The organism is Arthrobacter sp. NPDC093139 (assembly GCF_044754165.1).
GTDB lineage: Bacteria > Actinomycetota > Actinomycetes > Actinomycetales > Micrococcaceae > Arthrobacter.
This window is the reverse complement of record NZ_JBIVOO010000007.1, coordinates 191,424-204,391: the sequence shown is the minus strand read 5'-3', so window position 1 is coordinate 204,391 and position 12,968 is coordinate 191,424. Positions and strand designations below refer to the sequence as shown.

At 63.3% G+C, this 12,968-nt stretch carries 14 protein-coding genes; 9 read left to right on the top strand and 5 right to left on the bottom strand.

The genetic code is table 11. The annotated features are described in order from the left end of the window. From ACIP90_RS13280 to ACIP90_RS13255, 6 genes are all read left to right on the top strand, one after another. The coding region (locus ACIP90_RS13280) for an aldehyde dehydrogenase family protein (protein WP_400579789.1) at positions 1–321 on the top strand (321 nt) is incomplete at its 5' end. Between the two features lie 41 nt (positions 322–362). Further along, positions 363–1,055, top strand: a complete 693-nt coding sequence (locus ACIP90_RS13275) for a GntR family transcriptional regulator (RefSeq protein WP_400579788.1) — start codon at positions 363–365, stop codon at positions 1,053–1,055. A 310-nt stretch (positions 1,056–1,365) separates the two neighbouring features. After that, on the top strand, positions 1,366–2,295 hold the full coding sequence (locus ACIP90_RS13270) for an amino acid ABC transporter permease (protein ID WP_400579787.1): 930 nt from the start codon (positions 1,366–1,368) through the stop codon (positions 2,293–2,295). Further along, positions 2,292–2,966, top strand: a complete 675-nt coding sequence (locus ACIP90_RS13265; protein ID WP_400579786.1) for a GntR family transcriptional regulator — start codon at positions 2,292–2,294, stop codon at positions 2,964–2,966. Before ACIP90_RS13270 ends, ACIP90_RS13265 begins: the two co-directional genes overlap by 4 nt. Positions 2,967–3,126: 160 nt before the next feature. Continuing rightward, a complete protein-coding gene (locus tag ACIP90_RS13260; RefSeq protein WP_400579792.1) occupies positions 3,127–4,335 on the top strand; it encodes a PLP-dependent aminotransferase family protein in 1,209 nt (402 codons plus the stop codon). A 124-nt stretch (positions 4,336–4,459) separates the two neighbouring features. Continuing rightward, on the top strand, positions 4,460–5,794 hold the full coding sequence (locus ACIP90_RS13255) for an MFS transporter (protein WP_400579785.1): 1,335 nt from the start codon (positions 4,460–4,462) through the stop codon (positions 5,792–5,794). A gap of 320 nt (positions 5,795–6,114) precedes the next feature. On the opposite strand, the gene ACIP90_RS13250 is transcribed toward ACIP90_RS13255, so the two are convergent. Next, positions 6,115–7,518 (bottom strand): GntP family permease, encoded by a 1,404-nt coding sequence (locus ACIP90_RS13250; RefSeq protein ID WP_400579784.1) that lies wholly within the window; start codon positions 7,516–7,518, stop codon positions 6,115–6,117. Between the two features lie 52 nt (positions 7,519–7,570). Then, on the bottom strand, positions 7,571–8,128 hold the full coding sequence (locus ACIP90_RS13245; protein ID WP_400579783.1) for a gluconokinase: 558 nt from the start codon (positions 8,126–8,128) through the stop codon (positions 7,571–7,573). Positions 8,129–8,319: 191 nt separating this feature from the next. Between ACIP90_RS13245 and ACIP90_RS13240 the strand changes: the two genes are divergently transcribed. Further along, entirely contained in the window at positions 8,320–9,051 is a 732-nt protein-coding gene (locus ACIP90_RS13240) for a FadR/GntR family transcriptional regulator (protein ID WP_400579782.1), read from the top strand. Positions 9,052–9,190: 139 nt separating this feature from the next. Here ACIP90_RS13240 and ACIP90_RS13235 read toward each other — a convergent pair whose 3' ends face one another. The 3 genes from ACIP90_RS13235 to ACIP90_RS13225 form a co-directional block, all read right to left on the bottom strand. After that, positions 9,191–9,895 (bottom strand): SOS response-associated peptidase, encoded by a 705-nt coding sequence (locus tag ACIP90_RS13235; protein WP_400579781.1) that lies wholly within the window; start codon positions 9,893–9,895, stop codon positions 9,191–9,193. Positions 9,896–10,013: 118 nt separating this feature from the next. Continuing rightward, positions 10,014–11,168 (bottom strand): MFS transporter, encoded by a 1,155-nt coding sequence (locus ACIP90_RS13230; RefSeq protein WP_400579780.1) that lies wholly within the window; start codon positions 11,166–11,168, stop codon positions 10,014–10,016. A gap of 319 nt (positions 11,169–11,487) precedes the next feature. Continuing rightward, positions 11,488–11,691, bottom strand: coding sequence for a cold-shock protein (locus ACIP90_RS13225; RefSeq protein WP_024365339.1), 204 nt, complete (start codon positions 11,689–11,691; stop codon positions 11,488–11,490). 275 nt (positions 11,692–11,966) lie between these two features. On the opposite strand from ACIP90_RS13225, the gene ACIP90_RS13220 reads away from it, so the two are divergent. Both ACIP90_RS13220 and ACIP90_RS13215 read left to right on the top strand, forming a co-directional pair. Continuing rightward, positions 11,967–12,359: a TfoX/Sxy family protein gene (locus tag ACIP90_RS13220; protein ID WP_400579779.1), complete on the top strand. Its 393-nt coding sequence runs from the start codon at positions 11,967–11,969 to the stop codon at positions 12,357–12,359. Positions 12,360–12,478: 119 nt separating this feature from the next. Further along, positions 12,479–12,955 (top strand): hypothetical protein, encoded by a 477-nt coding sequence (locus ACIP90_RS13215; protein ID WP_400579778.1) that lies wholly within the window; start codon positions 12,479–12,481, stop codon positions 12,953–12,955. Positions 12,956–12,968: the final 13 nt, after the last annotated feature.

The window sequence follows — 12,968 nt, the reverse complement described above, 5'->3', positions numbered from 1 at the left end:
CCCCTGACCGCCGACTTGATGAACACCGAGATCTTCGGACCCGTCGCGGCGATCACGGCGTTCGACAGCGAGGACGAGGTGCTCCGCCTGGCCAACGACACCGAATGGGGTCTGGTGGGGTATGTGTTTACTGAGACCATGGAAAAGGCCCTGCGCTTCTCCGCAGAACTCGAAGTGGGAATGGTCGGCGTCAACACCGGCATCGTTTCCAACCCGGCAGCACCCTTTGGCGGGGTCAAGCAGTCCGGGCTGGGACGCGAAGGCGGCAAGGTCGGCATCGAGGAATTCCTCGAGATCAAATACACCGCAATAGCGGTCTAACGGGGCATGCAGTAGTCCGAAGAATGAAATGAGGGGGAACAATGGCAGTACCAGAAGGACTGTTTGTCCTGGAGGGAAGGCCCACCGCGCAGCTGATCGCCGATCAGCTGCGCGAACAGATAATCCAGGGGACCTTCCGCCCGGGACAGCAGATCAACGAATCCGCCGTCGCCAGCCAGCTGCGCACATCCCGGGGCCCGCTCCGGGAAGCGCTGCAGCGCCTGTGCCAGGAAGGGCTCCTGGTCAGCCACCGCAACCGTGGCGTCTTCGTCACGGAGCTTTCCACCGCCGACATCAGGGAAATCTATGAGGTCCGCGAGTCCGTGGAGCTGGCCGCGTCCAACACATTGATGGATGCCGGGCAGGAGCAGATCCAAGACACCTGCCAGGTGCTGAAGGAAGTCATCAGGGACATGGCAAAGCAGGTTGCCGCGTCAAACTGGCAGGAGATTGCACGGCTGGATATGCAATTCCACACCTCCTTCGTTTCTGGCACGGGAAATACCCGGCTGATCCGGATTTACGAAACGCTGGCCGCCGAATCCAGAATGTGCATCCTCAACCTGGAAGTCTCCTACCCCCGCCTGGACGTGCTGGTCCAGGAACACCAGAACCTTTTGGACCTGCTGGAAGCAGGAGACAGGACGGGACTGCAGCAGGCCGTCAAACGGCACCTGCAAAAAGCCGTTGAAGATCTCACGGCAACGAGGGAAGACAGGGAGATTACTGCCTAATTACGGCCTTCGAGCAGTATCCACATTGAAGAGGTGGCCAGGTCTACGGACCTGGCCACCTCTTCCGTCTCTCACTAGAGCCGCGTCTGGGTCCCGGTCCCGCGGGACATGCCCGGGCGTCGACGAAAATACACAAAAAAACTTTCTGTGAATTGTCGATGATCTGCGATCACGGTGGTTGCATTATGTAGATAGGAACGTCAGGGGCCGACGGCTCAGGAGCCGTCTCCCGGAATACAAGAAGTCACTCGCCAGATGGGGCCTCGAATCAGGCGCCATTACCGAAGCCAAGCTCAACTAGAGGGACGCCGTGAAGAAGCTAATCCATTCTGAAGGGGAATCCACCGTAAGCGGGATTGACTCCTCGCTCAAGCCAAGGCTCCGGCGGCGGAGCACCTTTGAATACGTCGCATGGATCCTGTGTGGGCTCTTTGCCCTGGCCGTTCTGATTTCGGTATCGACCAATCCGAACTTCAAGTGGCACGTGGTTGCCCGGTACTTCACCCACGAGACGATCCTGCGTGGCTTGATGCTCACCATCTTCCTGACTGTTGCCAGCATGGCCCTCGGAACGCTCCTCGGCCTGGCCTTGGCCATCATGAGGTCCTCGAGCATCAAACCGGTCGCCGCCACAGCCAACGTCTACATCACCCTGTTCCGAGGCACCCCGGTCCTGGTGCAGCTGATCTTCTGGTTCAACATCGCCGCACTGTACCCGAACCTGACCATCGGCATCCCGTTCACCAACATCGGCACCGCGATCGACATTAATTCGCTGATGTCGCCGATCACCGCGGCCTTGGTCGGCCTGACGCTGAACGAGGCCGCCTACATGGCCGAGATCATCCGCGGCGGGTTCTCCTCGGTCGGCAAGGGCCAGATCGAGGCCGCCGACTCCCTGGGCATGAGCAGCTCCATGAAGATGCGCAAGGTCATCATCCCCCAGGCCATGCCCTCGATCATCCCCGCCACCGGCAACCAGGTCATCGGCATGTTCAAGGAAACCTCCCTGGTCAGCGTGCTGGGCGTCGCCGAACTGCTCCAAAGCGCCCAGCTCATCTACGCCCGCACCTACGAGACCATCCCGCTGCTGATCGTCGCCAGCCTGTGGTACCTCGTGATGACCCTGCTGCTGAGCTACCCGCAGTCCAAGCTCGAGCAAAAATACTCCCGCACAACCTCCCGGCTCCCCCGGAAAGCAAAAGTTGTGCTGACCGCACCGGAAGGTATGGCCCGATGAGCACAGTGGATGGACTGTTTGTCCTGGAGGGAAGGCCCACGGCGCAGCTGATCGCCGATCAGCTGCGGGAACAGATTGTCCAGGGGGTCTTCCGCCCGGGACAGCAGATCAATGAATCCGCCGTGGCCAGCCAGCTGCGCACGTCCCGGGGCCCGCTCCGGGAAGCATTGCAGCGCTTGTCTCAGGAAGGGCTGCTGGTCAGCCACCGCAACCGTGGCGTCTTCGTCACGGAGCTGTCGACCGATGATGTCAAGGAGATCTATGCCGTCCGCGAGGCCGTGGAATCAGCCGCCGCAAATATATTGATGGACGCCGGACCGGAGAAGGTCACTGCCACCTGTGACGTGCTGAAGGGAATCATCAGGGACATGGCAAAGCCAGTTGCCGACGCGGACTGGCAGGCACTTGCACGATTGGACATGCAATTCCACATCTCCTTCGTGACCGGGACAGGCAACACCCGCCTGATCCGGATTTACGAAACGCTGGCCGCCGAATCCAGAATGTGCATCCTCAACCTGGAAGTCTCCTATCCCCGTGTGGACGTGCTGGTCCAGGAACACCAGACCCTACTGGATCTACTGGAAGCAGGAGACAGGAAGGGACTCCAGGACGCCATCAAACTGCATTTGCGAACGGCCGTAGAGGATCTCACCGCCACCATGGCATGACAAAGCGAGGCGCGCCGCCGTACAGAGGTTGCTTCATGACACCCTTGCGTCCTAGCTATTGTCAACAATCGACGATAGGCTTGACAGGAAGGTTCCGTAGATACAGGACGTTTGCTTCTCCGGCGCTGAGTCCTATCGAGAGGGAGAACGCATCGTGTCAATTGCGCCCACCAGTTCCGTAAGCCTCCCGTGGGCAGCCCGCACCAAGGGGCTGGTCGGTTCGATCATCGATTCGAGCACGTCCCTGCTGCAGCGGCAGACACACGACATCGTCAGCTTCGCAATGGGGAGCCCGGCTGCCGAAGCGGTTCCCTCCGATGCTTTCAGCGAAATCTATGGCTCCGTTCTCGCCGACGTCGGGGCGGGAGCTTTCGCATACGGGGCAACCGAGGGCGAAAATGCACTCCGCGATGCGCTCCTGGCGTACCTGGAAACCACGCCCGAACGCACGACGCCCGAACGGCTGCTCATCACGAGCGGAGGAATGCAGGGGCTGGACCTCGCGGGCAAGCTGTTTGTTGACCCTGGTGACCTTGTGATAGTCGAGGCACCGACCTACACCAACGGCAGCGCCACGCTCCTGGCTTATGGAGCTGACATAGTGGAGGCGCCCATTGACGACGACGGCCTGATTGTTGAGGCATTGCCGGAGCTGGTTCAGAAAGCCGGGCGCCTGCCCAAGGCCATCTACGTCATTCCGAACTTTCAGAACCCTACCGGGACGGCAATGTCCCTGGAGCGCCGGCTGCTTCTGCTTACGCTGGCCAGGGAATGGGGCAGCATCATTATCGATGACGACCCCTATGGCATGTTGCGTTTCGATGGCGAGCACATCCCGGGATTCCGCGAGCTGGGCGGCGGGGATCCGCTCGTCTTCTCCGTCCGCACCTTTTCCAAGATCCTCGCCCCGGGATTGCGGGTCGGCTGGGTGGACGCTGACCCAGCCATCGTGGCGAAACTCATTGATGCAAAACAGACGATGGACACCTGCACCAATGTGCCCAATCAGCTCCTGTCGGCCGAGTTCCTTCGCCGCGGCGACCTTGAGCCGCACCTGGAGCGGCTCCGCAGCGAATATCGCGGGCGAATGAGGGCAATGCAGGAGTCGCTGGAGCGCCACTTCGGCGGTCAGGCGACGTGGACGGATCCGCAGGGCGGATTCTTCCTGTGGCTCACCTTCGGTGAACACGTCGACACGTCGAAACTCTTTGAGCTCGGTGTCCAATACGGGGTTGCATTCATCCCCGGGCGCGCGTTTTCTGTGACTGGACAGTTCGGCAACGCCCTGCGGCTGTGCTTCGCCTCGCAAACGCCCGAGCGGACGGAACTCGGCCTCTCGCGACTCGCGGAGGCGCTCCAAGCCCTCTAGGCGCAAAGCCTAGTTATTGCGAATGATTCTTGATAGCATTAGATTGTTGGCTATTCAGCCTGCATGGAAAATGCATCAATCTGCCGGGCGGACCAGCTCCTGGCAGCAAAATCGGGAGCGACACATGAACACATCGACGGCGGCACGCACGTCGCGCGCGGAAGCCACCGGTGCCGGTGATGCCCCGGCAAGGGTGGAACCTTCACCGCGGCTTCTGCTGGCCAGCCAGCTCATCTTCAACATTGGCTTCTTCTCGGTGGTTCCGTTCCTGGCAGTGACCATGCGGGAAGACTTTGGCATGGGCGCCATGGCAATCGGGATCGTCCTTGGCGCACGCACCTTTGCCCAGCAAGGGTTGTTCCTTTTCGGCGGGGCCATCGCCGACGTCTGGGGAGCACGCCGGGCGATGATCACCGGATGCCTGGTGCGGATCGCCGGATATCTGCTCCTGGTCCTGGCCCAGGATTTCCCGCTCTTCCTGCTCGGCGCCGTTGTCACCGGCGTTGGTGGCGCCCTGTTCTCGCCTGCATTGGAAAGCCTCGTGGCGGCCGCTGCACAGCGCGGCACCAGCCGTTCCAAGACCGCGCCGAACAGCAGCACAAAAGGCAACCAGAGCTCCGCCCTCTTTGCCTTGCTGGTGGTCTTTGGGGAAGTAGGCGCAGTTGTCGGCCCGCTGCTGGGTGCCCTTCTGCTCGATACCGGCTTTGACACTGCCTTGCTGTCAGGGGCGGGGGTCTTTGCCCTGATGGCCCTGGTCTTCCTGCGCTTCCTGCCCAAAACGCGCCCCGCCAGCTCCAAGGCTCCCGCCGAACAGTCCGCACCGCCGTCGGGCATCTGGTCCTGCTTTGGCGAGAAAAAGTTCATCTGGTTTGCGGCCTTTTACAGCGTCAACCTCCTGGCCTACAACCAGCTCTACTTCGGGTTGCCGGTCGAACTCCAGCGCAGCGGGGCCGGCATCGGCGCGCTGGCCACGGTTTTCGCCTGTGCGTCCGTCCTGACCGTCATCCTGCAGTGGCCGATCGCGAGGCTCATGCGCCGGGCAGGGGCAAAGGTGGCGCTTCCCCTGGGATTTGCCCTGCAAGCCGCAGGTTTCGGTTCCCTTGCCGTCATGGCCGTGCTGTCTCCGCCGGACGGGTTCCCCATCCTGCCGGCACTTCTGCTCATAACGGGTCTTTCCCTCGGACACATGTGCGTGACGCCGGTTGCCATGGGACTGGTAGTCGAGTATTCGGCCGGGCGTCCTACCGGAGCTTTCTATGGCCTACTCGCCAGCGCGGGAGGGGTCGCCGTCCTCCTGGGCAACACGGCCCTGGCCCCGCTCTACGAACTTGCCTACACACCATCCGTGACGGCGGCCGCTCCGTGGGTGCTTTTGACCCTGCTGGCCGGCATCTCGGCGGCAGCCATCAACCGCTTCCTGCCGAAAACAAAGGTTTTGCGATCCCCAGTGCAGGCCTAGTCCGTCTCCGGCCCCGTGCAGTACCAGCATTCGTCTCCACAAGTGAGCCACACAGTGTCGTTTTTCATTATTGTCCCCTTCCATGGCCGCCACGAGGCTGCCCCGCAAGGAAGCGCATCCTCGCGCTTCCGGGGCCCTTGTGCTGGCGTGTGCAATCTAGGATGACAACGTAGCACGATCGTAAATTGTTGACAATCCCCAATCTGTAAACGAGCTGGCCAGCCGGCTTGCACGCTGAAAGAACTGTCGAAAAGCAGAGAACGACGGCGGGTGGCCGGCAAAATCTGCCAGCCACCCGCCGTCGTACTCAACTAAGGGCGCTAACCCGCCAGCCCGGCGAGGCCGAAGATGGCGACCGCGATGGCGAAGCCCATGGTGCCGATCAGGGTTTCCATGACGGTCCAGGTCTTCAGGGTGGTCTTGACGTCCATGCCGAAGAAACGGCCTACCAGCCAGAACCCGGAGTCGTTGACGTGGGAAACCACCACGGAGCCGGCTGCCACGGCGATGACCAGTGCGGCGATCTGCATGCCGTTCAGACCGGCTGTCGCGACGGCCGGGGCAATGAGGCCCGCAGTGGTGGTCAGCGCGACCGTTGCCGAACCCTGCGCGATGCGCAGGATCGCGGAGATCAGGAAGCCGGCGAGGATGAGCGGGATGCCCAGGTTGCCCAGGACGTCGGCCAGAGCGTCGCCGATGCCGGAGGTGCGCAGCACGCCGCCGAACATGCCGCCGGCGCCGGTGATGAGGATGACCGAGCAGACCGGGCCCAGCGAGGATTCGAGCAGCTTCTCCAGGACGCCGTTGTGGGTGCCGCGGCGGGCGCCGAGGACGTACATCGCTACGAGGACGGAGATCAGCAGCGCCACGGGGGTTTCGCCGAGCGTGCGCAGGAGCTGGAACCACTGCTCGTCCCGGACGGACTCCGGCAGCACGCCGGAGGCGGCGAAGGTGTTGAGGCCGGTGTTGATGAAGATCAGGACGAGCGGCAGGAGCAGCAGGCCGATGATGGTGCGGAACCGCGGCGGATGGGCTTCGGCTTCGGCGCTGGCATGGCCGAGCAGCTCGGGAACCGGGAGCTCGAGTTTCCTGCCGGTCCACAGGCCGTACAGGTAGGCGGTGACGTACCAGGTGGGAATGGCGGTGATCAGGCCGGCGATGGTGACCAGGCCGACGTTCGCCTCGAAGAAGGCCGACGCCGAGACGGGGCCCGGGTGCGGCGGCAGGAAGATGTGCATCACGGAGAATGCGCCGGCGGCGGGCAGGCCGTAGCGCAGCACTCCCCCGCCCAGGCGGTGGGCCACGGCGAAGACCACGGGGAGCATCACCACCAGGCCGGCGTCGAAGAAGATCGGGAACCCGAAGATCAGGGATGCGAGGCCCAAGGCAAACGGGGCACGCTTTTCGCCGAAGATGCCGATCAGGTAGTCGGCCAGGACTTTGGCGCCGCCGCTGGTTTCGACGATGCGGCCGAGCATGGCGCCCAGGCCAACGAGGAGAGCCACAGTTCCGAGGGTGGTCCCGAAGCCGTCAATCAGCACGGGCACCACCTGGTTGGCGGGAATGCCGGTGGCGAAGGCGGTGGCCAGGCTGACGACGATCAGCGCAAGCAGCGCGTGCATGCGCAGCCTGATGATCAGGAACAGCAGGACGGCGATTGCGGCCGCCGCAATGAGCAGCAGGGGGCCTGCGCCCAGTGTTTGGGTCCATCCTTCGATGGTCATGGTTCTCCTTTGAAACAGGGTCTTGCTAATTGGGAGCTTGAAAGCGTGTGGGTCAGTGGGCGGAGCGCGCCTGGTCCGACTCCGGGTCGTACGGCAGCTTGAGCGCGGCCACAATGGCTTCGATGAGCTCCTCCGGGGAGCGGGAAATGTCCAGGCGCAGGCTTCCATCCGCCAGTTCCTCCGGGCTCAGCGGCTCCAGGGCGGCGAGCTGGCTGGGCAGCAGCGTGGGCGGCATGAAGTGGCCTTCGCGGCCCTGCATCCGCTCGCTGATGAGGGCAGCCTCGCCGTGAAGGTGGATGAAGAGGACGCGGCCTTCCGCCTCGGACAGCAGCTGGCGGTAGCTGCGCTTGAGGGCGGAGCAGGTGAGCACCGTGCTGTGGCCGGCCTTGGCCTGTTCTGTCATCCAGTTCCGGATCTGGAGCAGCCAGGGCCAGCGGTCCTCGTCCTGCAGGGGAATGCCCTGGCTCATCTTGTTGATGTTGGACTGGGGGTGGAACTCGTCCGCCTCGGCGCACGCCCAGCCAAGCTGCTTGGACAGGGCCGCGGCGATGGTGGACTTGCCGGAACCGGCGACACCCATGACCACCAGATGCGTGGCTGGATACTGCATGTTTACCTCCGAAGAAGACGTCTTTGGCTTGTGGAAGAAGCTCAATCTGCAGCCCGTGCGAACTGCGTTCGAGATAAGGTATCACCAATTGATACCAAAGATACTATCTTTGCGTGTCACAGGTCATACCTTTGGCGCTTTCTTCCGGTACGCTGTGATAGCGCGCTGCAGCGCAGAGGGAAGGCAGGATCATGTCGACGGCGACGGCAGACCACACGGATGACGCGAACGACGGCGGGTCCCCCGCCATGCATGAACGCGTGCTGGACGCTGTTGGCGTGGCCATCGCCGCCGGCAAGCTCCCGCCGGGAAGCCGCCTCACCCTCGAGGGGCTGCAGCAGGAATACGGGATATCACGCACGGTCGCCCGCGACACGATGAAGGTCCTGGAATCAATGAACCTCGTGTATTCGCGGCGCCGCGTGGGCATTGTGGTGCAGCGCCGGGAGCTGTGGAACGTCTTTGATCCGAAGCTGGTGCGGTGGCGCCTCGCATCGGACCACCGGGAGCGGCAGTACAGCAGCCTGACGGAACTGCGCATCGCCGTCGAACCCATTGCGGCGGCCGGCGCCGCCCGCCGGGCCAGCGCCGCGGAACGCAGCCAGCTCGTGGCGTTGGCCGCGGACCTGAGGCGGCTGGGCGAAGCCGGGGAGCTTCAGGGGTTCCTCGAAGCCGACATCGCCTTCCACCGGCTGCTGCTGCAGAGCTGCGGCAACGAGATGTTCACGGCCCTCGAGGGGATGGTGGCGGAGGTGCTCACCAGCAGGACCCGGCAGGGACTGATGCCGTTCAAGCCCCGTCCGGAAGCCCTGGACGCCCACGAGGAGGTCGCCGCAGCCGTGGCCGGCGGGGATGCCACGGCGGCCGAGACCGCCATGCACCACATCCTGGATGAAGTGCGGAACGCGATGGGGCTGCACTAAGCCCCTCCGGTGGTTGGGCCGGCCGCGTGGTTGAGCCGGCCGGCCGGCCCTCTGGTCACCTCGTAGGCGGGGTTGAAGATCTTCCGCGGCCCTCCACACCCTTCACCTCGGCATCATCCGTGGCAGGTCTCGAACGTGCTCACTCGGCCGGCTCGATCAGTTCGGGCCCGTTGTTCCGTACGCTGTTCACCCGGGGACTGACAACCCTGGGCGTCAGTATCGGCTCCGGCAGGGAGTCCAGCAGGTGTTGAATGTCGTTCTTGTCGGTCAGATCCGGGTCGAGCCATTCAGCGAAACGGTCCCTGGGGATGATGACTGGTGACCTGTCGTGGACGTGGCCCAGGGCGTCCTGCGTGGTCGTGGTCAGAACCGTGCAGCTGAGCAGCCAGCGCGCCGGGTCATCCTCGGGCAGAGATGGATCAGCCCACCACTCGTACAGCCCGGCGAAGCCCAGCAGCGGCTCCTTCTCCGAGTACAGATAGTTGGGGATCTTCTTGCCGTCCTCGGTCTTCTGCCACTCGAAATATCCTTCGGCAGGGACCACTGCACGTCGCTTCACCGCGGCTTTGCGGAACGACGGCTTCTCCAGGATGGATTCGCTGCGGGCGTTGATCAGCTTGTTGCCGATCTTGATGTCCTTCGCCCAGGACGGCACCAGGCCCCAACGGGCAATGAGCAGATGCCGTTCAACGCTCCCTTCGTCCAGCCGTTCGGCCACGATAGGCACATCCTGTGTGGGCGCGACGTTCCAGCTCGGCGGGGGCGGAGAGCCCTCTACTTCCTTGGCATCGAAGTAGTTCAGAAGGTCCCCGGTGGCCTTGGACATCACGTATCTGCCGCACATGAGGCCATTCTGCCTGACGCGGCCCCAGCTGGCAGCAGACGGCAGGGCCGGCTGCGTCGAGTGACGGGCCCTCCTCGACACTTAACGGTCCCGGATCCCCAGGAACCTGCCCGGGCGGCTACTCGACGTCCTCTGCGGCTCTTGGGTAGGCGCCCATTAGCGCGGCCGATATTACCCAGATCAGACCAACAGCGACCACTGCGGCTGTGCCCCCGAACCCTGTCGCTGAGGCGGCCAAAGCTGCGCCGGCAGCAGAGGCGCTGGCGCGGAAACCTGCCGTGACTGTAAAGATCTGGGATTTGAGGTGCGGCGGGCTGAACTGATTGCGGAGGTGGAGCATCGCGGCCACGCTGGAGGCCGTGAAGACGCCGGACAGGCCAATGGCTATGGCCGTCCACATTATTCCGATATCGAGCGCGGCGCTGATCGTCAACAACCCTGTGGCAAGGAATCCTGCCATCATGAGGACGTGCGGCCTGCTGCGCGCAGGTCGCACGGTCTGGTAGAGGGCACCAAGGAGGCTGCCAGCGGCGAAGGACGTCACCAGGGCCGCACCTTCACCGGGCGAGCCGATCCTTTCGATCGAAAGTGCAATGGCCGCGATGGCCAGGCCCCCTTGGCCAAGTTGGGTCAGGGTCGAGGCGGCAGTCACAACCGCTAGCGGACGGTGCAGGACGATCCGGCGCAGAGCCGCTTTGGCTGCCCGCCATGGCGTTACTTCCGCACGCGTGTGGGGGTGAAGCCGGACTGTGCGGACAGCCACTGAACCGACGGCCGCACTGACTGCCAGCAGCATGAGAGCAGCCTTGGCGGGCAAGAAAGCCACAATTATGGCCACGGCGGCGGGGCCAGCTACGGCAGAGATGTTGTAGGAGAGGGCATCGTAGGCGAACGCTCGACGCCCGCCACCTATTGAGTTCGCGACGAAGCTCGACAAACCCCCCATGTAAAAGGGCGCGGATGCTCCGGCAGCAACCAGAAATGCCAGCGCAACAGGGACGGGTATCTCGCCGATAAAGGCGGATACCGCCAAAGCGACGGCGGTGACCACCCCGGAGGCTGCGATCCATGCGCCGGGGCGGCGGGTTCTGTCCAAGGCAGCCCCCACCAGTGGTGCGGCAAGAACGCTCGGCCCCAGCGACGCGGCCACCAGCACACCGCCTACGGCGACGTCATTCATCTGTTGCACGGCGAGAACCGGGAGCGCCACTACCGAACCGGCACTCGCCATTCTTGGTGGTACGGAAGCGGCGAGATAACGCAGCGCACTCATATTCTTACTGCCTTCGAAAGGATGTCGCCGCCCCCAGGGAGAAGGCCGTGGTTCCGAGCTTAATAAGTGCCAGCCCGGGCAGTCCATTCACCAAATCGCCCACCACGACATGGAGCAGCAAAATGATGCTTGGCGCGACTCTGAAGCGGCCGAAAAACGGGTGCTGGCTTTTAGGCGGCGTTCGATGCCGCCGCCTTCACGTCCGAAGGATGGCGGGCCCTGCATTGTTGGCACACACGGGTTAACAAAAGCAGGGCCCGTCTTGGACGGGCCCTGCTTTGAAAATATGAAACCCTAAGGCCCCAGTTTCTCTAGAAGATTAGAGAGCCTGGATGTTGACGGCCTGGGGACCCTTCGGGCCCTGCTCAGTTTCGAAGGAAACCTTCTGGTTCTCTTCGAGGGAGCGGAAGCCGGAGGAAGCGATCGCGGAGTAGTGCGCGAAGACGTCCTGTGAAGAGTCATCGGGGGAAATGAAGCCGAAGCCCTTTTCAGCGTTAAACCATTTGACGGTGCCAGTAGCCATTATTTTTGTCCTTCGTGAAGGTGGAGGAAAAGTCCCGACTTTCGGGTCCTCCGGTGTGGGGTGTTCAAAACCGCTACTTCAGAAGAACGCGGACTTTCGACCGCGCGTACTGCCTGAACTACCAAATACAAACACAACAACGGTCTCCACAGTACACGGGTTTTCGGAAGTGAGTTAATCGCGCCCCTCCCCCGTGCCCCGGTAAAGCAATATGGTGATGCTGAAAGCAGTCGGGCCCGACGTGCGCGGGCTCCCGCGATCCGGAAGAAGAAACCATGCAGATGCCCAAACCGTCAGAAGCGGACAAGGAGCACTTCCGCTCCGTCATGCCAACGGACCCCGGGGTCGTAGTCAAACCGATGTTCGGCAACCTTGGCGCCTTCGTCAACGGGAATATGTTCGCCGGGCTCTTTGGCTCCACCATCGGCGTGCGCCTCTCGGAGGCCGACCGGGCCGAACTGGAGGCGGCCGAACGGACCGTCCCCTTTGGGCCGGAGGAGCGCCCGATGGGCGGCTATACGGGGCTGCCTGAGGTCTGGAACGCCGAAGGCGAAGGCGACGAAGCCAGGGAAAAGGCCTGGGTTGCGAAGGCCTACGCCTACGTCGCGGGACTGCCGCCCAAGGAACCGAAGGCCCCGAAAGTCTCCAGGCCGCGGACCAAGAAGTAGCCGCCGCCGTCGTCCCTTGATTCCCGCGCAGCCGCTCTCTAAAATTAGAGAACATAGTTTTAGAAAGTGCGCAATGGAAACAGCACGGGCGACCTCAGAGCAGGCGGGCGGCGGCTGAGATGGACTGTCAGGGCTGGGCACTGTTCGGCCTGCTCGCCACCGCAGCCCTGACCGCGGTGATGATCGCCGCCCAGATGGCAGGCTGGACGCGGCTGGATCTGCCCCTGGTCCTTGGCACACTGGTCACCGCGGACCCGGACAAGGCGCGGGTGGCCGGTTTCTTCATTCACCTCGTGGCGGGGCAGGCATTCGCCCTCGGCTACGCGGCGGTCTTCGCATTGCTGGGCAGGGCAACATGGTGGATCGGGGCGCTGCTGGGACTCCTGCACGTTGCCGTCGCGCTGACGGTCATTCTGCCCCTGCTGCCGGGCATTCATCCGAGGATGGCCACCACCAGGGCCGGCCCGTCCGGCCGCGCGGCCCTGGAGCCTCCGGGCCTGCTGGCCCTGAACTACGGAATCCAGACGCCGGCGGTGGCCGTGGCCGCCCACGTGGTCTACGGCTCGCTGCTCGGCCTGCTCCTCACGGTCTACTGACCCTCTCGGCGCG

Coding starts and splice junctions, on each gene's coding strand:
- ACIP90_RS13250 (WP_400579784.1), bottom strand. CDS start 7,518: ATGACCATCGAAGGATGGACCCAAACACTGGGCGCAGGCCCCCTGCTG.
- ACIP90_RS13215 (WP_400579778.1), top strand. CDS start 12,479: ATGGACTGTCAGGGCTGGGCACTGTTCGGCCTGCTCGCCACCGCAGCC.
- ACIP90_RS13245 (WP_400579783.1), bottom strand. CDS start 8,128: ATGCAGTATCCAGCCACGCATCTGGTGGTCATGGGTGTCGCCGGTTCC.
- ACIP90_RS13240 (WP_400579782.1), top strand. CDS start 8,320: ATGTCGACGGCGACGGCAGACCACACGGATGACGCGAACGACGGCGGG.
- ACIP90_RS13235 (WP_400579781.1), bottom strand. CDS start 9,895: ATGTGCGGCAGATACGTGATGTCCAAGGCCACCGGGGACCTTCTGAAC.
- ACIP90_RS13275 (WP_400579788.1), top strand. CDS start 363: ATGGCAGTACCAGAAGGACTGTTTGTCCTGGAGGGAAGGCCCACCGCG.
- ACIP90_RS13230 (WP_400579780.1), bottom strand. CDS start 11,168: ATGAGTGCGCTGCGTTATCTCGCCGCTTCCGTACCACCAAGAATGGCG.
- ACIP90_RS13255 (WP_400579785.1), top strand. CDS start 4,460: ATGAACACATCGACGGCGGCACGCACGTCGCGCGCGGAAGCCACCGGT.
- ACIP90_RS13220 (WP_400579779.1), top strand. CDS start 11,967: ATGCAGATGCCCAAACCGTCAGAAGCGGACAAGGAGCACTTCCGCTCC.
- ACIP90_RS13265 (WP_400579786.1), top strand. CDS start 2,292: ATGAGCACAGTGGATGGACTGTTTGTCCTGGAGGGAAGGCCCACGGCG.
- ACIP90_RS13225 (WP_024365339.1), bottom strand. CDS start 11,691: ATGGCTACTGGCACCGTCAAATGGTTTAACGCTGAAAAGGGCTTCGGC.